Source organism: Blastococcus brunescens (genome assembly GCF_035320885.1).
Taxonomy (GTDB): Bacteria; Actinomycetota; Actinomycetes; order Mycobacteriales; family Geodermatophilaceae; genus Blastococcus_B; species Blastococcus_B brunescens.
The window spans coordinates 4,733,981-4,757,776 of sequence record NZ_CP141261.1 but is presented as its reverse complement, the minus strand read 5'-3'; the positions used below and the strand labels follow the sequence as shown (position 1 = coordinate 4,757,776).

The window sequence follows — 23,796 nt, the reverse complement described above, 5'->3', positions numbered from 1 at the left end:
TCGTTATCGGGCAGGCGAAGACGCAGGTCAGCCATGCGGCGCGTACACCCTAAACCTCACAGATCATGGACCCGGTTGTTGTGTACAACCGTTGACGGCCCGCCGGCGGCGCCCGTCAGCGGACGTGGACTCCGGAGATCGTGCGGGCGATGACCAGCCGCTGGATCTCCGACGTGCCCTCGAAGATCGTGTAGATCTTCGCGTCGCGGGCCATCCGCTCCACGGGGTACTCGCGGGTGTAGCCGTTGCCGCCCAGGATCTGCATGGCCTTCTCCGTCACCCGGACGGCGGTTTCGCCGGCGACGAGCTTGCTCATCGAGCCCTCGGCGGCGGTGAACTGCTGACCGTTGCGGGCCATCCACGCCGCGCGCCACACCAGCAGGCGGGCCGCGTCGATCGAGGTCTTCATGTCGGCGAGCAGAAAGGCGATGGCCTGGTTCTCGATGATCGGCCGGCCGAACTGCACCCGCTGCTTGGCGTACTCGAGCGCGTAGTCGTAGGCGGCCCGCGCCACCCCGACGGCCTGCGCACCCACGGCGGGCCGGGTGCGCTCGAACGTGGCCATGGACGGCTGCGTGCGCCCACTCTTCACGCCTTCCCGTGCCCGGGCCAGCCGCTCCTCGAGCTTCTCCCGCCCGCCGAGGAGGCAGTCGCCCGGGATCCGGCAGCCGTCGAGGACGACCTCGGCGGTGTGCGAGGCGCGGATGCCGTGCTTGAGGAACTTCTGCCCCTGGCTGATGCCTGTCGTGCCGGGCGGGACGACGAAGCTCGCGTGCCCGCGCGCCTTCAGCTCGGGGTCGACCACCGCGGTGACGACGTGGATGTCGGCGATGCCGCCGTTGGTGGCCCAGGTCTTGGTGCCCGTGAGCACCCACTCGTCGGTGGCCTCGTCGTAGACCGCCCGGGTGCGCATCGCGCCCACGTCGGAGCCCGCGTCGGGCTCCGAGGAGCAGAACGCGGCGACCTTCGGCTCCGCCTCCGTGCCGAACATGCCCGGGACCCACTGGCCGACCTGCTCGTCGGTGCCGTTGGCCCGGACCGACGCCGCGGCGAGCGTCGTCCCCACGATCGCCAGGCCGATGCCGGCGTCACCCCAGAACAGCTCCTCCATGGTGAGCGGGATCCCGAGGCCGGACTCGTCGAACCACTGGGTGGCGAAGAAGTCCAGCGAGTACAGCCCGATCTTCGCGGCCTCCTGCAGGACCTCCCACGGGAAGGCCTCCCGCTCGTCGTACTCGTGCGCCGCCGGGCGGACGACGTTCGCGGCGAACTCGTGCACCCACTTCTGCAGCTCGAGCTGGTCCTCGGTCAGGTCGAACGAGACGGCCAACGGGCTCTCCTCTACTGCGGGGGTTCAGAGCGGGCGGACGGTCCCGACGAGGTGCTCGGTACCGCTCGTGGCGTTGCGGACGGCGACGTCCCAGCCGTCGTCCTGCTGCTCCGTCGCGAGGGCGACGGTCGACGGGAGGAACAGCGGCTTCGTGAACTGGACGTCGACGGCCACCGCATCGGGCAGCCGCCCGGCGAGCGCGCCGAGCACGCGGGCCTTGACCCACATGCCGTGCGCGATGGCCCGCTTGAACCCGAACGCCTTCGCGGTCAGGCCCGACAGGTGGATCGGGTTCACGTCGCCGGAGACCGTGGCGTAGCGGCGGCCGGCGTCGTCCGGGATGCGCCAGGTGGCCGCCACCCGCTCCAGGTCGCCGACGGACACCGCGACCTCGGCCTCCGGAGCTCCCTCCGGCGCCTTCGCCCCGCGGGCCAGGTAGCTGGACGTCGACCGCCAGACCTCCTCGGCCCCGGCGGTGACCGTGGCGCGCAGGTCGACGACGGCGCCGCTGCGGTGGCCGGCGAAGTGCTCCGCCCAGACCTCGAGGTCGAGCGGCTCGTCGGACCGTACGGCCCGCAGCACCTCGATCCGGTTGCGCACGTGCACCAGACCGGGCGTGGCCAGGGGGAACGAGCGGTCGGTCATCAGCGCCATCTGCAGCGGGAAGGTGAGCATGTGCGGGTACGTCACCGGCAGGACGTCGTTCAGCGGCAGCCGGCACACCCGCGCGTACCCGGCCAGGTGGTCGGCGTCGACCGCCACTCCCTTCCGCGCCAGGTGGGTCCCGGGCAGGTCGCCACCCCGGCCCCGCGCGGTGAGCGCTGCCTTCGCGTACAGCCTGCCGAGGTTCGGTGCGTCATCGAGAACCGTGACGGCCATCAGGCCCCCAGCATCGACTGGCCGCAGACCCGCACGGTCTGGCCGTTCACGCCGGCACTGCCCGGCTGCGACAGCCAGGCGATCGTCTCGGCGACGTCGACCGGCAGCCCGCCCTGCTGCAGCGAGTTGATCCGGGAACCGACCTCGCGGGTACCGAAGGGCATCTTCGCCGTCATCTCGGTGACGATGAAGCCCGGCGCGACGGCGTTGATCGTCGCGCCGCGCTCGGCGAACTGCGGCGCCCACGCGCGCACCATGCCGAGGACACCGGCCTTGGACGCCGCGTAGTTGGCCTGCCCGCGGTTGCCGGCGATGCCCGACTGCGAGCTGACGCAGACCACGCGGGCGTCCGGCTTCAGCACACCGTCGGCGTGCAGCAGGGCCTCGGTGATGTCCAGCTGCGCCTGCAGGTTCACCGCCATCACCGAGTTCCAGCGGGCGGCGTCCATGTTGACCAGCAGCTTGTCGCGGGTGATCCCGGCGTTGTGGACGACGACGTCCACCCCGCCGTGCCGCTCGCGCAGGTGCTCCACCAGCCGCTGCGGAGCGTCGGGGGCGGTGATGTCGAGCTGCAGCGCCGTCCCGCCGATCTCGTTGGCGACCTCGGCCAGCTTGTCGCCGGCCGCGGGGATGTCCACGGCGACGACGTGGGCGCCGTCCCGGGCCATGACCTTCGCGATGGCCGCACCGATGCCGCGCGCGGCACCCGTGACGACGGCGACCTTGCCGGCCAGCGGCCGCTCGGCGTCCGCGGCGGCCGGGATCTCCGCGGCGGAGACGCTCGTGACCTGACCGTCGACGTAGGCCGACCGGCCGGAGAGGAAGAAGCGGACCGGCGAGGCGATCGAGGCCTCGGCACCCTCGGGGACGAAGACGAGGTTCGCGGTCGACCCGTTCAGCAACTCCTTGCCGATGGAGCGGACCAGTCCGTCCAGCGCCTGCCGGGCCGCGGCCTGGGCCGGGGAGTCGGCGTCGGACGGCGGGTCGGCCAGGATCAGCACCCGGCCGGTGGCCCGGAGCCGCTTGACGGCGGGGCTCAGGAAGTCGTGCGCGCTGGCCAGGTCGGCCGGGGTGCGCAGGCCGGTGGCGTCGAGGATCACCGCGGCCGGCTTCTCGCCGTCCGTCGCGCCGTCGGCGGTGACCGGCGACTGCACCTGCACGCCCTCTGCCCGCAGGAGCTCGGTCAGCGCGTCGCGCAGCCGCCCCTCCCCGCCGAGCCGATGACCGCCGGGCCGGGCAGCAGGGGCTGACCGGGCTCGAAGCGGCGCAGCACGGCCGGGCGGGGCAGCCCGAGGTTCTTGGTGACGGTCGTGCCGAAGCCGGAGTTCGCGAAATCGCGGTACCAGTCACTCACTGCGTGTGCCTCCAGAAGGGATGTCGGGGTGGGCGCCGTCCGGGTCAACCCGCCGGACCGGACCTGTAGCCGCGCCACGGCCCGGCTCCACGTCCGGCGAACGGGGTGGAGCCGGACGGCGGCGACGGTCAGGACTCGAGGATGGCGACGACGCCCTGGCCGCCGGCGGCGCAGACGGAGATGAGGCCGCGCTTGCCGGGGCCGGCCTCGTGCAGCTGCTTGGCGAGCTGGGCCACGATCCGGCCGCCGGTCGCGGCGAACGGGTGCCCGGCGGCCAGCGACGAGCCGTTGACGTTGAGCTTCGCCCGGTCGATCGAGCCCAGCGGGGCGTCGAGGCCCAGCTTGGTCTTGCAGAAGTCGGCGTCCTCCCAGGCCTTCATCGTCGACAGCACGGTGGACGCGAACGCCTCGTGGATCTCGTAGAAGTCGAAGTCCTGCAGCGACAGGCCGTTGCGGACCAGCATCACCGGCATCGCATAGACCGGTGCCATGAGGAGGCCCTCGCCGCCGTGCACGTAGTCGACGGCGGCGGTCTGGGCGTCGACCAGGTGCGCGAGCACCGGCAGGCCGTTCTCGGCGGCCCACTCGTCCGACGCCAGCAGCACGGTCGAGGCGCCGTCGGTGAGCGGGGTGGAGTTGCCCGCCGTCATCGTGGCGCCCTCGCCCTTCCCGAAGACCGGCGTGAGCGTCGCGAGCTTCTCCACGCTCGAGTCCGGCCGCAGGTTGTTGTCGCGGCTCAGGCCCAGGAACGGGGTGACCAGGTCGTCGAAGAAGCCGCGGTCGTAGGCGGCGGCCATGTTCCGGTGCGAGCGGACGGCGAGCTCGTCCTGCTCCTCGCGGCCGATCGCCCACTCCTTGGCGGTGATCGCGGCGTGGTCGCCCATGGCCAGGCCGGTGCGCGGCTCGGCGTTGCGCGGGATCTCCGGCGCGATCATGCCGGGACGGATCTTCGCCAGCGCCTTCAGCCGGTCCTGCACCGTCCTGGCGTTGTTCAGCGAGATGAGCACGCGGCGCAGGTCGTCGCCGACCGCGAGGGGCGCGTCGGAGGTGGTGTCGACACCGCCGGCGATGCCGGACTCGATCTGGCCGAGAGCGATCTTGTTGGCCACCAGGATCGCGGCCTCGAGGCCGGTTCCGCACGCCTGCTGGACGTCGTACGCCGGGGTGGTGGCCGACAGCTTCGAGCCGAGCACCGACTCGCGCGTCAGGTTGAAGTCGCGCGCGTGCTTGAGGACGGCGCCGGCGACGACCTCGCCCAGCTGCTTGCCCTGCAGACCGAAGCGGGCGACCAGCCCGTCGATCGTCGCGGTCAGCATGTCCTGGTTGGACGCCTGGGCGTAGGCGGAGTTGGACCGGGCGAACGGGATCCGGTTACCGCCGACGATCGCGGCCCGGCGAACAGGGGTGGAGCGGGTCGGGGCTGCCATCGGGACCTCCAGGGTCGGGTAGGTGGCCGGCTTGGTCGGTACTCAGAGTACGCGGTACTCTGCTTCACATGAAAGCCGAGGCGGTGAGACGCTCGTCGCAGGTCACTGCAATGCCCGACCGGGCTGCGGACAACCTCCGCGCCCCAGAAGGGGTGACGCACGCACGTGACCGACGCGACTCGAGGTGGGACCAGCATCGGCAGGAGCGCCGGGAGCAACTCGTCCAGGCGACCCTGGCCGCCGTCAGCAGGCACGGGGCCGGGGTCGGCATGGACGAGATCGCGGCGGAGGCCGGCACCAGCAAGACCGTCGTCTACCGGCACTTCGCCGACCGCGCCGAACTCTACGTGGCCGTCTGCACCCGGGTCGCCGCACAGCTGCTGCCCAAGCTGCGGGACGCGATGGAGAGCAGCGGGCACCCGCGCGGGATGGTCGCCGCCGCCATCGACACCTACCTCACGTTCATCGAGGCCGACCCGGAGCTCTACCGCTTCGTCGTCGACCAGCAGACCCTCGACCGCCCGGCCACCGACCCGCTCACCAGCCTCTCCGAGCTCATCGGGGCGCAGGTCGCGGCCGCGATCAGCGTCACCCTGACACAGGCGGGCGCCGATCCGGGCCCCGCAGCACCCTGGGGGCACGGCGTGGTCGGGATGGTCCGCGCGGCCGCCGACTGGTGGCTGCGCGCCGAGCGCCCCATGCTGCGCAGCGAACTCGCCGCGCACCTGACCGATCTCGCCTGGGCCGGACTGTCCGGCGTCGTCAGCACCAAGGAGGACAAGTGACGAGCACCGTTCCCACCCCCGTGGACCCGCGGCAGCTCCGCGAGGTGATGGACGGCCGCTGGGCCCACGTCCGACGTGATGCCCGCGAGAACCTCCGGGACCCCGACTTCCTCCCGGTCTACGGCGAGACGATGCAGGAGGCCCGCGAGCGCGTCACGCGGGCGGCCAAGAAGCTGGCCGACTCCGGTCGGGTCGGCCTCGGGTTCCCCAAGGAGTTCGGCGGCGAGGCCGATTCCGGCGCCTCGGTGACCTCCATCGAGATGCTGGCCTTCGGCGACCTCTCGCTGATGGTGAAGGCCGGCGTCCAGTGGGGGCTGTTCGGCGGCGCCCTGGAGCTGCTCGGGAACCGCCGCCAGCACGAGAAGTACCTGCGCGACGTCATGAGCTTCCAGCTGCCCGGCTGCTTCGCGATGACCGAGACCGGCCACGGCTCCGACGTCCAGCAGCTGCGGACGACGTGCACCTACGACCCGGCCACCGAGACCTTCGACCTGCACACCCCGCACCAGGCCGCCCGCAAGGACTACATCGGCAACGCGGCCAAGGACGGCCGCATGGCCGTGGTCTTCGCGCAGCTGATCAGCCGGGGACGAACCACGGCGTGCACGCCTGGCTGGTGCCGATCCGGAACGAGGACGGCACCCCTGCGAGGGCGTCACCATCGGCGACGACGGCCCGAAAGCCGGCCTGCCCGGCGTGGACAACGGCCGGCTGACCTTCGACCACGTGAAGGTCCCGCGCGACATGCTGCTGGACCGGTACGGGCAGGTCGCGGCCGACGGCACCTACACGTCCTCGATCGAGAACGAGACCCGCCGCTTCTTCACGATGCTCGGCACGCTGGTGCGCGGCCGGGTCAGCGTCGGGGGTCGGCGTCCTCGGCCACCAAGCTGGCCCTCGACATCGCCGTCCGGTACGGCGACGTGCGCCGCCAGTTCGCCGCCCCCGGCGAGGACCGCGAGATCGTCATCAACGACTACCTGGTCCACCAGCGCAAGCTGCTTCCCGCGCTCGCCAAGACCTACGCCCTGCAGTTCGCGCAGAGCACGCTCGTCGAGACCATGCACGACGTCCAGACGGCGGTGCACGTGCACGGCCAGGAGGTCGACGAGGCGGCCCAGCGCGAGCTGGAGTCGCGCGCCGCCGGGCTGAAGGTGGCGCAGACCGCGCACGCCACGCAGACCATCCAGATGTGCCGCGAGGCCTGCGGCGGCGCCGGTTACCTGCAGGAGAACCGGCTGCCGCACCTCAAGGCCGACACCGACGTGTTCACCACCTTCGAGGGCGACAACACCGTCCTCCTTCAGCTGGTCGCCAAGGGGCTGCTCACCGGGTACCGCGACGCGTTCGGCTCGCTCGAGGGCTGGGGCAAGGTCGGCTTCGTCGCCGACATGGTCCGGGAGACGGTCCTGGAGCGCACGGCGGCCCGCGCGCTCATCGCCCGCCTCGTCGACGCCGTCCCCGGGGTGGACGACGTCCCGATGCTCGACCGCGGCTGGCAGCTGAAGATGTTCGAGTTCCGCGAGAAGCACGCACTCGAGGGCGCCATCCGGCGGCTGCGCAAGAACTCGACGACCGACGGCATGGCACCGTTCGACATGTTCAACGACGTCCAGGACCACGTGCTCAAGACGGCACAGACGCACATCGACCGGGTCGTGCTCGAGGCCTTCGTCGCCGGCGTCGACCGCACCGAGGACCCGGACGCCCGGACGCTGCTGGACACCGTCTGCGACCTCTACGCGCTGTCGACGATCGAGGCGGACAAGGCCTGGTTCCTCGAGCACGGGCAGCTCACGCCGTCGCGGGCCAAGACGCTGACCAGCACGGTCAACCAGCTGCTCAAGGAGCTGCGGCCGCACCTGATCACCCTGGTCGACGGCTTCGCCATCCCGGCGGAGTGGAAGGCCGCGCGGATCCTCGAGGAGGAGCCCGACCGCCAGGAGGCGATGGCCGCGCGCGACGCCGAGCTGAGGGCCGGCTCCGGCGAGGCCGCTCCGGAGGGCACCGCGACCGACCTGGACGTCGCCCCCGCCCAGTAGCAGGCCCGATCCCGCCAGGCATAGGTACCTATACGTGCGTTTCGGGCCCGAAAACGCATGCATAGGTACCTATGCCCCGGGGGTCAGGCTTCGGTGTCGGCCTCGGGGATGACGTCGGGCATGGGCCGGATGCTGGCCGGGACCACCTGCGGCCCGGCCTCCGGGGGCGCGGCTGGTCCTGTGGGTGCAGCCGGACGGCGAGGATGGCGACGTCGTCCTCCGCGTCGGGCAGGAACAGCCGCTCGAGCACCTCGTCGCACAGTTCGTCGAGGGACATGCCGGCGCAGGTCTCGAGGACGGCGACCAGCTCGGCGGTGCCGGTATCGACGTCCCGGTCGCGCCGCTCCACCAGCCCGTCGGTGTACAGGAACACCGTCGCACCGCGCTCCAGGACGATGGTGTGCTCGTGGCGCTCCCGCTCCGGGGCCACGCCCAGCAGCAGGTCGGCGTGCTCGTCGAGCAGGTGGGCCTTTCCCTCGGCGGTCAGCACCGCGGCCGGCGGGTGCCCCGCACTCGACCAGCGGAGCACGGTGCGGCCGGCCCGGAAGTCGGCGTCGTCCTGCTCGAGCCGGCCGACCAACGCCGTGGCCATCGTGTCCAGCGCCAGGCCCTCGACGGCGCGGTCGAGGCCGGAGAGGACGTCGGCCGGCCCCTCGCCGCTGGAGTACGCGATGCCACGGAGCAGGCCGCGCACCTGACCCATCGCCGCCGCCGCACGGGTGTCGTGGCCGACGACGTCGCCGATCGCCAGCACGGTCGCCCCGTCGGACTGCAGGAACGCGTCGTACCAGTCGCCGCCGATCTCAGCGCCTTCGGCGGCCGGCACGTAGCGGACGGCGATCTCGCTGTGGTCGGGCTCGGGGGTGCGGTCAGCATGCTGCGCTGCAGCGCGACGGCGAGGTCGCGCTGCTGCAGGTACAGCTGCGCCTGGTGCAGGGCGAGGCCGGCCCGGCGACCGATCTCCAGCGCGGTCTCGATCTCGTCGGCGGTGTGCGGCCCCGCTCGGCACCGTTGAGCAGGCACAGCACGCCCAGCGTCTCGCCGCGCACGGCCAAGGGCACGGCCACGACGGCGGTGGGCGCCAGCGACCGCAGAGCCTCCCGCGCGGCGGGATCGGACAGCGACCGGGCGATGCGCTCCGGCCGCAGCTCGGGGATGACCAGCGGCTCGCCGGTGCGGTAGACGATGCGCGGTGCGCTCTCGTCGGTGGCCGTCGCCAGCATGAGGCTGACGTAGGCGGCCACCTCGTCCGCCCGGGACGGGTCCCGGTGCGCCGACGCGGCCTCGCGCATCTGGCCGTGCTCGTGGCCGGCCACGATCCAGCACCAGTCGCCGAGGGACGGGACGACGAGGGAGGCCAGGCGCCCCAGCTGCTCGGAGATGTCCAAGGTGTTCGACAGCAGGCGGCCGGCATCGGCCAGCAGCTGCAGGCGCTGGTTGGCCGCGGTCATCGCCGCGACGGCGGCGGCCCGCTCGGCGGCGGCCTGCAGACGCGAGGCGGTGAGGGCGATCTGCGCGGCCAGGGCCTCGAGCACCTCGATGTCGTCGGCGGTGAACTGGTGGGGCGTGCTCCAGACCGCGACGAAGCTGCCGACCAGCCGGCCCTCGACGCGCAGCGGCAGTGCGGCCAGCGCCTCGACGTCGAGAACCGTCGCCCCTCCGCGCTCTCGGGGAAGCGCTCGATCAGCGCCTGCCGGTCGCTGAACAGCAGGCGCGCTCCGCGCCGGGCCACGTACTGGGTGGGCCCCGCATCGTCGAGCGGGATCGGCACGCCCTGCGGCGACACCTCCAGGTCCGAGTCCCGGTCCGCCGCCGCCGTCCGCACGGCGTCGGCCAGATCGCTGGAGAAGTGCATCCGCAGGTCGTCGTCGGAGGCGAACACGGCGAGGGCACTCGAGGACGCGCCCAGGACCTGGGCTCCTCGCAGCGTGACGCCGGCCAGCTGATCCACCCGGTTGGCGTTGGCCAGCTCCGCCGCGACCTCGGCGATCGCCGCCGCCCGCTGCACCGCCGACAACCGCTGCGCCGCCTGCCGGCGCGCGTCGGTGACGTCGAGCATCGTGCCGAGCATCCGCACCGGCTCGCCGTGGGCATTGCTGATGATGCGACCGCGGGCGACCATCCACCGTTCCGCCCCGTCGGCCCGCAGCGCGCGCAGCTCGCTGGTGTACAGACCGCCCTCGGCGCGCGCGGTCTCCATGGGCGCGACGACGGCGGCCCGGTCGTCGGGATGGACGTAACCCTCGAGCAGCTCGTCCAGGGTGGCGAACTGGGTGGCGCCGTCGAGCCCGAAGAGCGCAGCGCAGCGCCCGTCCCAGGTGACGGCGCCGGTCGTCAGTTCGCTCTCCCAGATGCCGATCGAGCTGGCCTCCAGCGCGACCTCCAACCGGGCCAGCGACGTGCCGATCGCGGACCGGGCGGCCGAGAGCTCGAGCTCGGCGGTGACCGACGTGGCGAACTGCAGGAGCAGCTCCGCGTCGTCGTCGGTCCACGACCGGGGCACGGGGTCGTAGACGGCCAGGGCGCCGATCAGGTGCCCGGATGCGGCGACGAGCGGTGATCCGAGGTAGGCGCGCACCTGGCCCGACGTCACGGCCGGCAGATCCGCGACGCGCGGGTCGGACCCCGCGTCGGGCATGTTCAGCGGGCTGCCCTGGCGCACGACGATGGCCGACAGAGCGCCGGTCAGCAGCGCCGGCCCCCGATCACGCCGGGAGGCAGCCCGTAGCCGCCGATGACGGTGTCCTGGTCGGTGAAGATCGTCACCTTGGCGTGGTCGGCGCCGACCAGCCTGGCGGCCAGCCTCGAGAGCCGGTCGAACGCCGCCGGCCCGGGCACCTCGACGAGGAGCCGGCGGGCGGCCGCCACCCGGTGCGGGTCGTGGAGCGGGTCGGTACCGGGCACGTCCCAGGCCACAGCCGTCGACATCGCGCCCCCCACCCCGCTCAGGACGGCCCCCGGACGGGCAGGCGTCGGACCTGATGCTGCCACGCCCCGCGCCTCGCGCCCGCGGAACGCCGCCTCCTGCGCGGGCGCGCCTCCCCGGCGGGATGAGGGCCGGAGCCGCGTGGCTCAAGGAACCGCCGCCCCGGACCGACAGATAACCCATGCTCGGCACGCGTACGGCGCGCCTCCCGGACTGCCGTCCGCTGCTGGCCGACCCCGACGACCTGACGCTGGTCTTCCAGCCGATCGTCGACCTCGCCGGTGCCACCATCGCCGGCTACGAGGCGCTGGCCCGGTTCCCGGGCACGGCGGGGCCCGACGTCTGGTTCGCGGCCGCAGCGGAGGCCGGCGTCGCCGCCGAGCTCGAGGCGCTGGCCATCCACAAGGCACTCGTCGCCGTCGACAGCCTGCCGTCGGACACCTTTCTCACCGTCAACGTCAGCCCGCACATCCTGGGCTCGGCGCCGGTGCAGGACGCGCTCTCCAGCCGCCCCGACCTGCGCCGCGTCGTCGTCGAGCTCACCGAGCACACCCCCGTCCACGACCTGGCCGCGCTGCGCCGCCAGTGCGACGAGCTGCGCGCCCGTGGCGCACTCATCGCCCTCGACGACGCCGGCAGCGGCTACTCGGGGCTGCAGCAGCTCGCCGCGCTGCGCCCCCAGGTCGTGAAGCTCGACCGGGCGCTGGTGAGCGACGCCGACACCGACCCGGTGCGCGTCGCCCTCGCCGAGATGCTCGGGGAGTTCGCGGGACGCATCGACGCCTGGTTGCTCGCCGAGGGCATCGAGACCCCGCAGAGCTCGCCGCGTTCGCCCAGCTCGGCGTCCCGCTCGCCCAGGGCTGGCTACTGGGTCGGCCCTCAGCCGGCTTCGCGCCGCTGACGGCGGAGGTCACCGACCTGGTCCGCGCGCAGGTCGCCCGGGCACGACTCACCGACAGCGTCGCCGGCCTCGTCCGCCCCGTCCGTCAGCACACCCATGACGAGGAACTGCCCGTCGTCCCGCCGGTCGTGCTGCTCGGACCGCAGGGCGAACCGACGGGGCTGGTCCTCCACGACCCGCGGACCGGCGAGGTCTACGAGGCGCCGGTCTCGCTCCGCGTGCACCCGACGACCGACGTCACGGAGGCGCTGCAGCGGGCCCTCACCCGGGTCCCCGCCGTCCGCTTCGACCCCGTGCTCTGCACCGACCCCTCGGGGCACGTGCTCGGGCTGATCCGCATCGAGGATCTCGCGTCCGCGGCCCGGAAGAGCCGCTGACCCCCACGACCCGGCCGCCCGCCGGCCGGACGCACGACCCACCCCCGACGACAAGGAGTCCACCCATGAAGACCTTCGCCTGCGGAGACGTCATCCCCGGCTGCGGCGCGCGGTTCTCCGCCGCCGACGAGAACGGCATCTTCAGCCAGGTCGCCGGCCACGCGGCCGCCGACCACGGCGTCACCGACATCACGCCCGAGCTGGTCCAGGCCGTCCGGGACCGCATCGTCAGCGTGTGACGAGAGATCCCCGCCCCTGGCAGGGAGCCGAACGACCACGGCCGGGCTGTCCGCAGCCCGGCCGTGGTCGTTCCGGCAGTGGTGCGGGTGTGGTCAGCGGGTCGCCTGGAGGCCTTGCGGGGACCCCTGGGTGGCCAGACCCGGGGGCGGCATGGCACGGTGCCCGGGGCCCGCTTTCCCGGAATCCCGGGGGACGAGCCCCGCCGCGCGCTCTGCGCACGGGCACCGGGAGATCCCCGCCGGGGACTGGAACCGGCCGCGTGCCGAGCCCTGGCACCTGCCACCGCACACACGAGAGGAACCTCATGAACAAGGCCGAACTGGTCTCCGCCATCGCCAAGCGCGCCGACGTCCCGGCCTCGACCGTGGACTCGGTCCTCGCCGGACTCCAGGAGGAGCTCGTCGAGGCGATCACCCGCGGCGAGAAGGTCGCCGTCTCCGGCCTCCTGACCGTCGAGCGCACGCAGCGCTCCGCGCGCACCGGCCGCAACCCCCAGACCGGTGAGTCGATCGACATCCCCGCCGCCAACACCGTCAAGGTGACCGCCGGCTCGAACCTCAAGAAGGCCGCGAGCTCCGTTCCGGTCTGAAAAGGACCCCTTGCCCCCACCGTGTAAGGACCCCGTCCTCCTCACGCCTCGCACGCTCGGCGCGAGCCTCTGGACGGGGCCGGCGGCGGGGCCCTGCAAGGGGCCGCGGTCCGCCGTCGGGCGGCTGCCTGACCCGTGTGGTCCGGCCCACAGCGTCGTGGGTCAGGATGCGGGTGCAGGCGCCGCCCGACGGCGGACGGCGTTCCAGGCACCGGAGGTCCCAGTGAGCAGTGATCTGACCGTCAGGACCGACCCGGCCGAGGTCGGCTTCGACCCGGCGCGACTCGGTCGGATCGACCGGCGGCTGGCCCGCTGGGTCGACGACGGGCAGCTGCCCGGGTTCCTGGTCACCGTCGCGCGGCACGGCACGCTGGTGCACGTCGGCCGCACCGGTCTCCGGGACGTCGAGAACGCCCTGCCGGTCGAGGATGACACCCGCTGGCGGATCTTCTCGATGACGAAGCCGGTCACCTCGGTCGCGGCGATGATGCTGTACGAGGAGGGCGCCTTCGAGCTCTCCGATCCGATCGCGAAGTGGCTGCCGGAGTTCGCCGAGACGCGCGTGTACGTGGCGGGCTCGGCGATGAAGCCGGTCACCGCCCCGCAGGTCGAGCCGATCCGGGTCTGGCACCTGCTCACGCACATGTCCGGCCTGACCTACGGTTTCCACCACGCGCACCCCGTCGACGCGATGTACCGGGCGATGGGGCACGAGTGGGGCACCCCGCCGGGTGCGGACTCCGCCGAGGTCGTCCGGCAGTGGGCCTCGGTCCCGCTGGTCTTCCAGCCCGGCAGCGAGTGGAACTACGGCGTCAGCACCGACGTCCTCGGCCGGCTGGTCGAGGTGCTCTCCGGGCAGCCGCTCGACGAGTTCTTCGAGCAGCGCATCTTCGCGCCCCTCGGCATGCGCGACACCTCGTTCGGCCTCCGCCCGCAGGACGACCCCGAGTCGCTGGCCAAGCTGTACCTCGCCGCGCCCGGGCAGCCCGGCGGGGCGGCGACCGGGATGACCTTCAACGAGCCGTTCGACGCGGCGGCGCGCAGCAAGCCCGCGTTCCTGTCCGGTGGCGGGGGCTCGTCTCCACCGCCGGTGACTACCTGCGGTTCATCGAGCTGCTCCGTCGCGGAGGTTCCTACGACGGCGGCCGGTTGCTGGGCCGGCGCACGATCGCGCACATGACCCGCAACCACCTCCCGGGCAACACCGACCTCGAGACGTTCGGCCGCCCACTGTTCGCCGAGACGCCGCTGCGCGGGGTCGGCTTCGGCCTCGGGTTCTCGATGATCATCGATCCGGTCCGCTACGGCGTGGTCGCCAGCCTCGGTGACTACAGCTGGGGCGGAGCGGCGTCCACGGCGTTCTACGTCGACCCGGTCGAGGACGTGACCGTCAGCTTCTACACCCAGCTGCTGCCGTCGAGCACGCTGCCGATCCGCAACCACCTGCGCCAGCTGGTCAACCAGGCGCTCGTCGACTGAGGAGAGAACGACGATGTCCACCGAACCCACCCCGCAGGCCGGCACCGACTGGCGGACGACGGGTATCCGCGTCGTCCGCGCCGGCGACCTCGACACGAACACGGCCCAGACCGAGGGGATGAACCGCGCCGCGGCGATCAACGCGGCGCGGGCCGGTGCCGAGAAGCTGTGGGCGGGCACCGTGGTGATCCACCCGGGCGCCAAGACGGGCGCGCACCACCACGGCGACCTGGAGAGCGTCATCTACGTGGTGAGCGGTCGCGCGCGGATGAAGTGGGGCGAGCGCCTGGAGTTCACGGCCGAGGCCGGCCCCGGTGACTTCATCTACGTCGCGCCGTGGGCGCCGCACCAGGAGCTGAACGCCAGCGAGGACGAGCCGCTGTCCTGCGTGCTGGTCCGCAGCGGGCAGGAGCCCGTGGTCGTCAACCTGGACCTGCCCGACGTCGAGGCCGCCCCCAGGAGATCCGCTGGGTCGACGACCTGCACCGCTGAGCGTCGCCCTGCCGTGTCAGAGGTAGCGGCGGGTGACGCTCGTCGCGACCATCGCCGGCTTGCTGCCGCCCTCGATCTCGATGGTCACGGTGACCAACATCTGGACGCCGCCGTCGATCGGCTTGGCCTCGTCCATGACGGCGCTCGCCCTCACCCGGCTGCCGACCGGCACCGGCGCGGGGAAGCGCACCTTCTCGGTGCCGTAGTTGACGCCCATGCGAAACCCGGTGATCTCGACGATCTGCGGCACGAGCATCGGCAGCAGCGACAGCGTCAGGTAGCCGTGCGCGATCGGACCGCCGAAGGGGCTCTCCTTCGTCGCCCGGTCGACGTCGACGTGGATCCACTGGTGGTCGCCGGTCGCCTCGGCGAACAGGTTCACCCGCTCCTGGGTGATCTCCACCCAGTCGCTGTGGCCGAGGTGCTGGCCGACCAGCCCCTGCACGCCCTCGATGCCCTCGACGGTGGTCTGCGCCATGTGGTCTGTCCCCTTCGACTCGGTCTGGTTGGCTGACTCCACCACATCGGCGCGGGCGAGGAGGGCACGGGTTGCTGCGGATCGGTGCGCGGGACGTCCCCGACGGCGCGTTCGTGCTGATGGCGATCGTGAACCGGACACCCGACTCGTTCTACGACCGCGGCGCCACCTTCGGAATGGCCGCCGCCATGGAGCGGGTGGACCGGGTGGTGGCCGAGGGCGCCGACATGGTCGATGTCGGCGGCGTGAAGGCGGCGCCGGGCGAGGACGTCTCCCCGGCCGAGGAAGCGCGCCGCACCGTCGACCTGGTGGCCGCGATCCGGGCCGCGCACCCGACGCTGCCCATCTCGATCGACACGTGGCGTGCGTCGGTCGCGAAGGAGGCGCTGGCGGCGGGCGCCGACGTCGTCAACGACGCCTGGGGCGGGGTGGACCCCACGCTGGCAGCGGTCGCCGCCGAGGCCGGCGCCGGCCTCGTCTGCACCCACGCCGGCGGCCTGCCACCGCGGACCCGCCCGCACCGCGTGCAGTACGACGACGTCGTCGCCGACATCGTCGGGCGGACGACGGCGCTGGCAGCTGCCGCGGTGGCCGCCGGTGTCGAGCGGGAGCGGGTGCTCATCGACCCCGGCCACGACTTCGGCAAGAACACCCGGCACTCGCTGGAAGCCACGCGGCGCCTGGACGAGCTGGTCGCGACCGGGTGGCCGGTGCTCGTGGCGCTGTCCAACAAGGACTTCGTCGGCGAGACCCTCGACGTCCCGGTGGAGGAGCGGCTCACCGGCACCCTGGCCGCGACCGCCGTCAGCGCCTGGCTGGGTGCCCGGGTGTTCCGCGCGCACGACGTCGCAGCCACCCGGCAGACGCTGGACATGGTGGCCTCGATCCGCGGCACCCGCGCGCCCGTCCGCACCGTCCGCGGCCTCGCCTGAGAGCCCCCTGATGATCAGGGAACCTGATCACCAGGGGTCCTACCTCGCGGTCGACCGTGGGGAGGTCCCTGAACGGTGAGGGGGACGTCGTCGGGCCGCCTCGCCACGGCCACACGGCCCCAGGGACGACGACGCTAGGTTGCCGGGCATGGCCGCCACCGGGTTCCACACCGCCGACGAGCTCAACGCCCTCCTCCCGGGCACCTTCCCCGGGCTCCTCGGCATCGTCATCGACACCCACGAGCGTGGGCGGCTGACCAGCCACCTCGACGTCCGGCCCGAGCTGCTCGCCCCCAACGGCTTCCTGCACGCGGGCACCGTCGTCACGCTCGCCGACACCAGCTGCGGGCTGCCCACGCGGGCACTGCTGCCCGAGGGGTCGAGCGGCTTCACCACCATCGAGCTGAAGAGCAACCACCTGGGCACGGCCCGCGAGGGACGGATCGACTGCACGGCGACGAACGTCCACGCCGGCCGGACGACGCAGGTCTGGGACGCCGTGGTGACCAACGCAGCGACCGGGAAGACCATCGCGCTGTTCCGCTGCACCCAGTCGGTGCTCTGGCCGCGCTGATCGATGTGAACCGGGCGAACCGGCGGGTAACCCCGTGTGGCGCCCGACACGCCAGGTGTGAGACTGGCGCCACACCTGCACTGAGGAGGAACCCCGTGGCCCTGGCCAGCCCGTATCCCGATGTCGAGATCCCGAACCTGTCGGTGCCCGAGTTCGTCCTGTCGGCCGGCAAGGACCGCCCGGACGCGCCCGCGCTGATCGACGGCCTCAAGGGCGACGTGATCACGCACGGCCAGCTGGCCGCGTACGTCGACCGCGTCGCCGCCAACCTGCACGCCCGCGGGCTGCGCAAGGGCGACGTCGTCGCCGTCTTCTGCCCGAACACCCCTGGTTCCCGGTGGTGTTCCACGGCATCGCGGCCGCCGGTTGCGTGATGAGCCCGATCAACTCGCTCTACACGCCCGACGAGATCGCCTTCCAGTTGAAGGACTCCGGCGCGAAGATCCTGATCACGATCTCGCTGTTCCTGGACCGCGCCACCGCTGCGGCCGAGAAGTCCCCGCTCGACGAGATCGTGGTGCTCGACGGCGCCGAGGGGCACGCCAACCTGTTCGACCTGCTGGGCGCCGACGCCCCGAGCGTGCAGGTCGACATCGACCCCGGGACCGACCTGGTCACGCTGCCGTACTCCAGCGGCACGACAGGACTGCCCAAGGGCGTCATGCTCACCCACCGCAACCTGGTGGCGAACGTCGCGCAGTGCCGGCCGCTGATCAGCCTCGGCGAGGACGAGCGGATCATCGCCGTCCTGCCGTTCTTCCACATCTACGGCCTGACCGTGCTCATGAACCAGGGCCTGGCGTGGGGCGGCGCGGTGGTGACCCTCCCCGCTTCGACCTCGAGGACTTCCTGCGCACCATCCAGGACCACAAGATCACCCGCGCGTTCGTGGCGCCCCCGATCCTGCTGGCCATGGCCAAGCACCCGCTGGTCGACTCCTACGACCTCTCGTCGCTGACCTCGATCCTCTCCGGCGCCGCCCCGCTCGACGAGCAGCTGGCCCTGGCCGCCCAGACCCGGCTGCGCAAGGGCGCCGAGGACGGCGTCACGGTGGGCCAGGGCTACGGCATGACCGAGCTGTCGCCGGTCTCCCACACCACCCCCGACCCCGGCTGCGAGCCGCCGGGCGCGCAGACCGACGTCCCCAAGGGGCGGTCGGCTACGCGGTGCCCAACACCGAGTGCCGGCTGATCGATCCGGGCACCGGCGAGGACGCCGCCCCGGGCGAGCGCGGCGAGCTGTGGATCCGCGGCCCGCAGGTCATGAAGGGCTACCTGAACAACGCCGAGGCGACGGCGAACACGGTCGACCCCGACGGCTGGCTGCACACCGGTGACGTCGCGGTCGTCGACGACGAAGGCCGCTACACGGTGGTCGACCGGGTCAAGGAGCTGATCAAGTACAAGGGCTACCAGGTGGCCCCGGCCGAGCTCGAGGCCGTGCTGATCGGCCATGACGAGATCGCCGACGCCGCCGTGATCGGTGTTTCGGACAAGGAGAGCGGGGAGGAGCTGCCCAAGGCCTTCGTCGTCCGCGCGCCCGGCTCGGAGCTGACGGAGGAGGCGGTCATGGAGTACATGGCCGTCAAGGTGGCCCCGCACAAGAAGGTGCGCTTCGTCGAGTTCATCGACGCCGTGCCGAAGTCGGCGGCCGGCAAGATCCTGCGCAAGGACCTCAAGGCCCGCTGAGGCCGACCGCGGCGCCGTGCCCTCACCGGGGCACGGCGCCGTCGTCGTCCGGGGTGGGCGGGGTTCAGCCCGCCGCCTCGCCCGCCCGTGCCCGGACCGATCCCGGGGACACGCCCACGACCCGCTTGTAAGCCCGCGCGAAGGCCGCCTCGGAGTCGTAGCCCAGTTGCCGGGCCAGTTCGCCCACCCGGGCGCCCCGGCCGAGCGCGACCGTCGCCAGGTGCATCCGCCAGCGGGTGACGTAGCGGAGCGCGGGCTCGCCGGCGAGCTCGGTGAACCGTGCAGCGAACGCCGACCGCGACATCCTGGCCTCGCGCGCCAGCCGGTCCAGCGTCCACGGGCCGCCGGGCTCGCGGTGGACCAGCGACACCGCCCGGCCCACCTGTGGATCGCGCAGGGCCCGCAGCCAGCCGGGACCGGTCCCGCCGGTGTCCAGCCAGCCGCGGATGGCCTGGACGACGATGACGTCGGCCAACCGCGTCACCACCGCCTCGGCGCCGGGGCGGTCCTCGCGCACCTCGTCGGCGATCATCCCGAGCAGCACGGTCAGCCAGCCGCCTAGCCCGGTGTCCCGGGACTCCACGACGAGCACCGGGGGCAGCAGGTCGAGCAGGTGCGCGGCACCGGCCCGCTCCGGCTCCACCACCCCGCAGACCAACCGGGACGTCGCCCCGCCGCCCGGCAGCCGCAGCACCGAGTAGTGCTCGCCCAGGTACTCCTGGGGCAGCACGTCGGCCCGCCCCGCGACCGCGGCGCCCGGGCCGCTGCGGAGGACGTGGCCGCGGCCGTGCGGGACGAGCGCGAGGGCACCCGCGCGCAGCTCGTGCACGGCGCCCGCCACCTCGAGCCGGCAGCCACCCTCGACGACGACGTGGAAGCTCATGCAGCCGAGGATCGCCGGCATCTCGACGCCCCACGGCGCACTGGCCTCGGCCCGGCAGTAGAAGGTGCCGCGCATCCGCAGATCGCCCAGGAGGACCCCGAGCGGGTCGACGGGCGACCACGGGGCGGGGGCGCGGTCACCGGACCAGCCTGGCCCAGTACCGATCCGTCGTCCAGGTCCGGTGGACGATCGGTCATGGAATGCGGATCCACAGCCCTTCTACGGCACCTGTCGTCCGCTGCAGGGTGGATGCACGCCGATCGACGGCATCGGCACACCGGTGAGGGAGCACGGTCATGCAGGTTCTGGTCATCGGCGCCACAGGCGGATCCGGGCGGGCGGCGGTCGACGCCCTGGCCGACGGAGGGCACGAGGTCACCGCGTTCGCCCGGCACGCGAGCGACGCGTTCGCCGGGCGCGACGCGGTCCGGGCGCTGGACGGCGACGCGACGAGGGCGCGGGACGTCGCGGCCGCGGTCCAGGGTCAGGACGCCGTCGTGGTGACGCTGGGCATCAGCGAGAGCGCCCTGCGGGTGCGGCTGCGCGGTAGCTCCGGCACGCCCCTGGACGTGCGGTCGCGGGGCACGGCCACGGTGGTCGAGGCGATGGCGCGGCACGGCGTGCGCCGGCTCGTCGTCCAGTCGTCCTACGGGGTGGGCGAGACGCGGGACCGGCTGCCCTTCTCCTCACGCGTGGTCTTCGCGCTCGTCCTCCGCCCGCAGATCGCCGACCACGAGCGCCAGGAGGAGATCGTGCGGGCGAGCGGGCTGGACTGGACGCTCGTGCAACCGGTCAACCTGACCGACGGCGACGAGGCCGCCACCGCGTCCCGTACGGGCGACGTGGACGGGATGAGGGTGTCCCGCCGCGCCGTCGGGGAGATCCTCGCCCGCCTGGCGACCGGGACCGGTGACGTCGGTTCCAGCGTCTCCGTGTCCGGCGCGGCGCGGGTCCCGGTCTGACGGGCCCTGGGCCCCGGAGCCGGCGGGCCCTAGGGTCGAGGTCATGCATGCGGTCACGATCTCCGAGCCCGGTGGTCCCGAGGTGCTCAGCTGGGCGGAGGTGCCGGATCCGGTCTGCGGCCCGGGCGAGGTGGTCGTCGACGTCGCGGCGACGGCGGTGAACCGGGCGGACCTCCTCCAGCGGCAGGGGTTCTACCCACCGCCGAAGGGCGCGAGCGAGATCCTCGGCCTGGAGTGCAGCGGCGTCATCAGCGAGGTGGGCGAGGACGTGGCCGGCTGGTCGGTGGGCGACGAGGTGTGCGCGCTGCTGTCGGGCGGCGGGTACGCCGAGCGCGTCGCCGTCCCGGCCGGGCAGCTGCTCCCGCGCCCGTCCGGCGTCGAGCTGGCCACCGCGGCGGCCCTCCCGGAGGTCACCTGCACGGTCTGGTCCAACGTCTTCCTGCTGGCCGGGCTGCGGCGGGGCGAGCTTCCTCGTGCACGGCGGGTCCAGCGGCATCGGCACGATGGCGATCCAGCTGGCCGCCCGCGCCGGTGCGCGCGTGTTCACGACCGCGGGGACGGCGGCCAAGCTCGACGTGTGCCGCGAGCTCGGCGCCGAGGTGGGCGTCAACTACCGCGACGAGGACTTCGTCGAGCGGGTCCGCGAGGCGACCGACGGCCGGGGCGTCGACGTCGTCCTGGACAACATGGGCGGCAAGTACCTGGGCCGCAACGTCGATGCCCTCGCCGTGGGCGGTCGGCTGGTGATCATCGGCATGCAGGGCGGCACCAAGGCCGAGCTGGACATCGCGAAGCTGCTGGGCAAGCGCGCCTCGGTGCACGCCACGACGCTGCGCTCGCGGCCGGCCACCGGCCGGGGCGGCAAGGCCGAGATCGTGGCTGCGGTCCGGCACGACGTGTGGCCCGACGTCGAGCGTGGCGTCATCCGCCCGATCGTCGACCGTCGGCTGCCGATGTCCCGGGCCGCGGAGGCGCACCGGGTGGTCGAGGCCAGCGAGCACATCGGCAAGGTGCTGCTGCTGCCCGAGGACTGAGCCCTCAGAGGTCCAGCCGGACCAGCTCCCGGCCGCCGTCACCGAGGAGCACCAGCTCGTCCACCTCCCCGGGCCCGACCGCGCCCGGCCCACCCAGCGGCCGCCCCCGTCGGACGACGCCGGCCACTCCCCGCCGGGTGCCGTACGCCGTCGTCGTCGACGGCGACCAGTGTGCAGGTCTTGCCGGGGCGCAGGCCGGCGACCGTCACGTCCAGCGCGCTGCCCTCGCCGTCCGCACTCGCCGTGACACTGGCCTGCACCGGCCCGGCGGTGGCCGAGCGGGTGAGCCCGTCGTCGCCGGTGAGCCAGGAGGTCACACCGGCGCCGAGGCCGAGGGCAGCGACCGCCGCCGTCACGAGCCACCGACGGGCGCGGTGCCGGGGCCGCAGGGCCGCGGCCGTCACCCGGTCGACCCTGTCCGGTCACGTCGCCAGATTCGGAGTCCCCGGCGTAGGTGTACCGGGGCAGTCCGCCGAGGGTCACCTGGCGCGTGCCGTCGTCCCGCTCGATCATGCCCACGTCCCCCTCACGCCGTCGTCGGATGCGCAGCCGGACAGTGGGAGCACGCCGACGGCCACGAGAGCCGTCACTCCCGTCGTCCTGCGCACGGTGCCGCTCCTCCCGGAGGGTCGACCGGCCCACCTTCCCCACATCACGGCGCCCGCCGGTCCGCGGTTCACCGGGACGACCGGCGACTCTCCATCGTCGTCTCGGGACCAGGCGTCCGGCGCGGAGGCCGGACGGGGAGGATGGGGTCATGACTGCACCCGGGAACGGCAGCGAGCGCCCCCAACAGGTCGTCGTCGTGGGCCCCGACGGGCAGCCGGTCGGCGCCCTCGCCCTGCCCCACGGCGACGACGACGGAGACGGTCCGCCCGGTGTCGGCGAGATGGTGGAGCAGCCGGCGAAGGTCATGCGGATCGGCACGATGATCAAGCAGCTGCTGGAGGAGGTCCGGGCGGCTCCCTGGACGACGCCAGCCGCAACCGGCTCCGCGACATCCACGCCGCGTCCATCCGGGAACTGGAGGACGGACTGTCGCCGGAGCTCCGGGAGGAGCTGGAGCGGATCACGCTGCCGTTCACCGAGGGCGAGACGCCGTCCGACGCCGAGCTGCGGATCGCCCAGGCGCAGCTGGTCGGCTGGCTCGAGGGCGTGTTCCACGGCATCCAGACCGCGATCTTCGCGCAGCAGATGGCCGCCCGCGCGCAGCTGGAGGAGGTCCGCCGCAAGGCCCTGCCCGGTGGTTCCGCGCCCGGGGGCCAGCAGCCGGACTTCCGCCCCGGCGGCGGCCAGTACCTATAGGCCCTCCGCAGTCGATCATGGGGCGAGAGAGGAGTGCTCGTGAGTTCACGCGACGGTGAGGTCCGTGCGTCGGACGCCGACCGCGAGGAAACCGTGCGCCAGCTCCAGCGTGGACTCAGCCAGGGTCGGCTCACCGTCGACGAGTTCGACGAGCGGGTGCAGGCGGCCTACGCCGCCCGCACCCTCGGTGAACTCGCCGAACTCACCCACGACCTGCCGCGGAGTCTCTGGTGACGGGGACGCCGTCCGCCTGACCGCCGGGTAGTCCGGGCGCCCCGCCGTCCGAGGCCGGCAGCTCGGCCGGCGACGTCGTCGGTCCGGCAGCCGTCGGCCGCTCCGCGCCCGCCGCCTCCGGGTTGCCGCCGGTGGCGTGCTCGAAGAAGCGCAGCAGCTCCACCGGAAAAGGCATGACCAGCGTGCTGTTCTTGTCCGACGCGACGTCGGCGATGGTCTGCAACAGCCGCAGTTGCAGCCCTCCCGGGGTGGCGCTCATGGCCGCGGCCGCCTCTGCGAGCTTGGCCGACGCCTGCAACTCTCCCTCGGCGTCGATGACGCGCGCTCGCCGGTCGCGCTCTGCCTCGGCCTGCCGCGACATCGACCGGCGCATCCCCTCGGGCAGGGATATGTCCTTCACCTCGACCCGATCGATCTTGATGCCCCAGTCCTCGGTGGGGCTGTCGATCACGGCCCGGAGCTCGCTGTTGATCTGCTCCCGGTCCGAGAGCAGCGTGTCCAGATCGGCCCGGCCGATGACCGACCGGAGCGATGTCTGGGAGACCTGCGACGTGGCGATCATGTAGTTCTCCACGTTGATCACCGCCCGGACCGGGTCGACCACGCGGAAGTACACGACGGCGTCGACGCCGACGGTCACGTTGTCCCGGGTGATGGTCCCCTGGGACGGCACATCGAGGACCAGCGTCTGCACCGGCACCTTCGTCATCTGGTCGACGAAGGGAATGATCAGGCGCAGCCCCGGTTCCCGGACATTCGGAAGCAACCGGCCGAAGCGCAGCACGATGCCGCGCTGGTACTGCTGAACCGCTCGGACGCTCGCACCCAGCACGACCACTGCGAGCACTCCGACGATCGCGAGAACGATGAGCAGGATCTCCATGC

General features: G+C 72.9%; 26 protein-coding genes and 7 pseudogenes. 18 read left to right on the top strand and 15 right to left on the bottom strand.

The window, feature by feature from the left end; translation table 11 throughout:
* Positions 1-115: 115 nt before the first annotated feature.
* The 5 genes from U6N30_RS32060 to U6N30_RS32040 all read right to left on the bottom strand — a co-directional run bounded on the left by U6N30_RS32060 (position 116) and on the right by U6N30_RS32040 (position 4,990).
* Positions 116-1,330 (bottom strand): acyl-CoA dehydrogenase family protein, encoded by a 1,215-nt coding sequence (locus U6N30_RS32060; RefSeq protein WP_324275477.1) that lies wholly within the window; start codon positions 1,328-1,330, stop codon positions 116-118.
* 24 nt (positions 1,331-1,354) lie between these two features.
* Positions 1,355-2,209, bottom strand: coding sequence for a MaoC family dehydratase (locus U6N30_RS32055; protein WP_324275476.1), 855 nt, complete (start codon positions 2,207-2,209; stop codon positions 1,355-1,357).
* Positions 2,209-3,384 carry a 3-oxoacyl-ACP reductase gene (locus U6N30_RS32050; RefSeq protein ID WP_324278564.1) on the bottom strand — a complete coding sequence of 392 codons (1,176 nt, stop codon included), beginning with the start codon at positions 3,382-3,384 and terminating at the stop codon, positions 2,209-2,211. The genes U6N30_RS32055 and U6N30_RS32050 overlap by 1 nt, the downstream gene beginning before the upstream one ends.
* Positions 3,385-3,392: 8 nt before the next feature.
* On the bottom strand, positions 3,393-3,563 hold the full coding sequence (locus tag U6N30_RS32045) for a hypothetical protein (protein ID WP_324275475.1): 171 nt from the start codon (positions 3,561-3,563) through the stop codon (positions 3,393-3,395).
* A gap of 128 nt (positions 3,564-3,691) precedes the next feature.
* Positions 3,692-4,990, bottom strand: coding sequence for an acetyl-CoA C-acetyltransferase (locus tag U6N30_RS32040; RefSeq protein ID WP_324275474.1), 1,299 nt, complete (start codon positions 4,988-4,990; stop codon positions 3,692-3,694).
* A 110-nt stretch (positions 4,991-5,100) separates the two neighbouring features.
* On the opposite strand from U6N30_RS32040, the gene U6N30_RS32035 reads away from it, so the two are divergent.
* Together U6N30_RS32035 and U6N30_RS32030 are read left to right on the top strand one after the other, a co-directional pair.
* Positions 5,101-5,775, top strand: a complete 675-nt coding sequence (locus tag U6N30_RS32035; protein WP_324275473.1) for a TetR/AcrR family transcriptional regulator — start codon at positions 5,101-5,103, stop codon at positions 5,773-5,775.
* A complete protein-coding gene (locus U6N30_RS32030) occupies positions 5,772-7,817 on the top strand; it encodes an acyl-CoA dehydrogenase family protein (RefSeq protein WP_324275472.1) in 2,046 nt (681 codons plus the stop codon). Before U6N30_RS32035 ends, U6N30_RS32030 begins: the two co-directional genes overlap by 4 nt.
* 28 nt (positions 7,818-7,845) lie before the next feature.
* Here U6N30_RS32030 and U6N30_RS32025 read toward each other — a convergent pair whose 3' ends face one another.
* The 5 genes and pseudogenes from U6N30_RS32025 to U6N30_RS32005 all read right to left on the bottom strand — a co-directional run bounded on the left by U6N30_RS32025 (position 7,846) and on the right by U6N30_RS32005 (position 10,757).
* Entirely contained in the window at positions 7,846-8,643 is a 798-nt protein-coding gene (locus U6N30_RS32025; protein ID WP_324275471.1) for a PP2C family protein-serine/threonine phosphatase, read from the bottom strand.
* 43 nt (positions 8,644-8,686) lie between these two features.
* Positions 8,687-9,352, bottom strand: coding sequence for a GAF domain-containing protein (locus U6N30_RS32020; RefSeq protein ID WP_324278563.1), 666 nt, complete (start codon positions 9,350-9,352; stop codon positions 8,687-8,689).
* Positions 9,353-9,379: 27 nt separating this feature from the next.
* Positions 9,380-9,943: pseudogene (locus U6N30_RS32015) on the bottom strand (hypothetical protein); the annotation flags it as partial.
* Positions 9,904-10,479 (bottom strand): annotated as a pseudogene (locus U6N30_RS32010) (GAF domain-containing protein); the annotation flags it as partial. The pseudogenes U6N30_RS32010 and U6N30_RS32015, both read right to left, overlap by 40 nt.
* A gap of 23 nt (positions 10,480-10,502) precedes the next feature.
* The gene (locus U6N30_RS32005; protein ID WP_324275470.1) at positions 10,503-10,757 is read right to left on the bottom strand and encodes a hypothetical protein; all 255 of its coding nucleotides are present in this window, start codon (positions 10,755-10,757) and stop codon (positions 10,503-10,505) included.
* A 167-nt stretch (positions 10,758-10,924) separates the two neighbouring features.
* Here U6N30_RS32005 and U6N30_RS32000 point away from each other — a divergent pair, with 167 nt between their 5' ends.
* The 7 genes and pseudogenes from U6N30_RS32000 to U6N30_RS35070 all read left to right on the top strand — a co-directional run.
* Positions 10,925-11,644, top strand: a complete 720-nt coding sequence (locus tag U6N30_RS32000; RefSeq protein ID WP_324275469.1) for an EAL domain-containing protein — start codon at positions 10,925-10,927, stop codon at positions 11,642-11,644.
* Between the two features lie 128 nt (positions 11,645-11,772).
* Positions 11,773-12,021: a CBS domain-containing protein gene (locus tag U6N30_RS31995; protein WP_324275468.1), complete on the top strand. Its 249-nt coding sequence runs from the start codon at positions 11,773-11,775 to the stop codon at positions 12,019-12,021.
* Positions 12,022-12,086: 65 nt separating this feature from the next.
* Positions 12,087-12,260, top strand: coding sequence for a DUF1059 domain-containing protein (locus tag U6N30_RS31990; protein WP_324275467.1), 174 nt, complete (start codon positions 12,087-12,089; stop codon positions 12,258-12,260).
* A gap of 305 nt (positions 12,261-12,565) precedes the next feature.
* Positions 12,566-12,850 (top strand): HU family DNA-binding protein, encoded by a 285-nt coding sequence (locus U6N30_RS31985; protein ID WP_246981507.1) that lies wholly within the window; start codon positions 12,566-12,568, stop codon positions 12,848-12,850.
* Positions 12,851-13,073: 223 nt separating this feature from the next.
* Entirely contained in the window at positions 13,074-14,030 is a 957-nt protein-coding gene (locus tag U6N30_RS31980; protein WP_324275466.1) for a serine hydrolase domain-containing protein, read from the top strand.
* The gene (locus U6N30_RS31975; RefSeq protein WP_324275465.1) at positions 14,027-14,329 is read left to right on the top strand and encodes a hypothetical protein; all 303 of its coding nucleotides are present in this window, start codon (positions 14,027-14,029) and stop codon (positions 14,327-14,329) included. Before U6N30_RS31980 ends, U6N30_RS31975 begins: the two co-directional genes overlap by 4 nt.
* A gap of 13 nt (positions 14,330-14,342) precedes the next feature.
* Positions 14,343-14,714, top strand: a pseudogene (locus tag U6N30_RS35070) (cupin domain-containing protein); the annotation flags it as partial.
* Positions 14,715-14,837: 123 nt separating this feature from the next.
* Here the strand turns inward: U6N30_RS35070 and U6N30_RS31970 are convergent.
* Positions 14,838-15,299, bottom strand: a complete 462-nt coding sequence (locus U6N30_RS31970) for a MaoC family dehydratase (RefSeq protein ID WP_324275464.1) — start codon at positions 15,297-15,299, stop codon at positions 14,838-14,840.
* A 71-nt stretch (positions 15,300-15,370) separates the two neighbouring features.
* Here U6N30_RS31970 and folP point away from each other — a divergent pair, with 71 nt between their 5' ends.
* The 4 genes and pseudogenes from folP (at position 15,371) to U6N30_RS31940 (ending at position 18,493) form a co-directional block, all read left to right on the top strand.
* Positions 15,371-16,231, top strand: coding sequence for a dihydropteroate synthase (gene folP, locus U6N30_RS31965; RefSeq protein ID WP_324275463.1), 861 nt, complete (start codon positions 15,371-15,373; stop codon positions 16,229-16,231).
* Between the two features lie 148 nt (positions 16,232-16,379).
* On the top strand, positions 16,380-16,805 hold the full coding sequence (locus tag U6N30_RS31960; protein ID WP_324275462.1) for a PaaI family thioesterase: 426 nt from the start codon (positions 16,380-16,382) through the stop codon (positions 16,803-16,805).
* Between the two features lie 5 nt (positions 16,806-16,810).
* Positions 16,811-17,996, top strand: a pseudogene (locus tag U6N30_RS35065) (AMP-binding protein).
* Positions 17,972-18,493 carry an AMP-binding enzyme gene (locus U6N30_RS31940; protein WP_324275458.1) on the top strand — a complete coding sequence of 174 codons (522 nt, stop codon included), beginning with the start codon at positions 17,972-17,974 and terminating at the stop codon, positions 18,491-18,493. The pseudogene U6N30_RS35065 and the gene U6N30_RS31940 overlap by 25 nt, the downstream one beginning before the upstream one ends.
* 64 nt (positions 18,494-18,557) lie before the next feature.
* Here U6N30_RS31940 and U6N30_RS31935 read toward each other — a convergent pair whose 3' ends face one another.
* Positions 18,558-19,451 (bottom strand): AraC family transcriptional regulator, encoded by an 894-nt coding sequence (locus U6N30_RS31935; protein WP_324275457.1) that lies wholly within the window; start codon positions 19,449-19,451, stop codon positions 18,558-18,560.
* A 221-nt stretch (positions 19,452-19,672) separates the two neighbouring features.
* Here U6N30_RS31935 and U6N30_RS31930 point away from each other — a divergent pair, with 221 nt between their 5' ends.
* The 3 genes and pseudogenes from U6N30_RS31930 to U6N30_RS31915 all read left to right on the top strand — a co-directional run bounded on the left by U6N30_RS31930 (position 19,673) and on the right by U6N30_RS31915 (position 21,372).
* A complete protein-coding gene (locus U6N30_RS31930) occupies positions 19,673-20,338 on the top strand; it encodes an NAD(P)-dependent oxidoreductase (RefSeq protein WP_324275456.1) in 666 nt (221 codons plus the stop codon).
* A 43-nt stretch (positions 20,339-20,381) separates the two neighbouring features.
* Positions 20,382-20,648, top strand: a pseudogene (locus U6N30_RS31925) (alcohol dehydrogenase catalytic domain-containing protein); the annotation flags it as partial.
* A 163-nt stretch (positions 20,649-20,811) separates the two neighbouring features.
* Entirely contained in the window at positions 20,812-21,372 is a 561-nt protein-coding gene (locus tag U6N30_RS31915; protein WP_324275454.1) for a zinc-binding dehydrogenase, read from the top strand.
* Positions 21,373-21,410: 38 nt separating this feature from the next.
* On the opposite strand, the gene U6N30_RS31910 is transcribed toward U6N30_RS31915, so the two are convergent.
* Complete coding sequence (locus U6N30_RS31910) at positions 21,411-21,776, bottom strand: hypothetical protein (RefSeq protein ID WP_324275453.1); 366 nt, start codon at positions 21,774-21,776, stop codon at positions 21,411-21,413.
* 19 nt (positions 21,777-21,795) lie between these two features.
* Positions 21,796-21,885: pseudogene (locus U6N30_RS35060) on the bottom strand (hypothetical protein); the annotation flags it as partial.
* On the opposite strand from U6N30_RS35060, the pseudogene U6N30_RS31905 reads away from it, so the two are divergent.
* Positions 21,884-22,677: pseudogene (locus tag U6N30_RS31905) on the top strand (bacterial proteasome activator family protein). The pseudogenes U6N30_RS35060 and U6N30_RS31905 sit on opposite strands and share 2 nt — an antisense overlap.
* Positions 22,678-22,716: 39 nt before the next feature.
* Complete coding sequence (locus U6N30_RS31900) at positions 22,717-22,911, top strand: DUF1707 SHOCT-like domain-containing protein (RefSeq protein ID WP_324275451.1); 195 nt, start codon at positions 22,717-22,719, stop codon at positions 22,909-22,911.
* Here U6N30_RS31900 and U6N30_RS31895 read toward each other — a convergent pair.
* Positions 22,880-23,794: a slipin family protein gene (locus U6N30_RS31895; RefSeq protein ID WP_324275450.1), complete on the bottom strand. Its 915-nt coding sequence runs from the start codon at positions 23,792-23,794 to the stop codon at positions 22,880-22,882. The two genes, U6N30_RS31900 and U6N30_RS31895, sit on opposite strands and share 32 nt — an antisense overlap.
* Between the last annotated feature and the right edge of the window lie 2 nt (positions 23,795-23,796).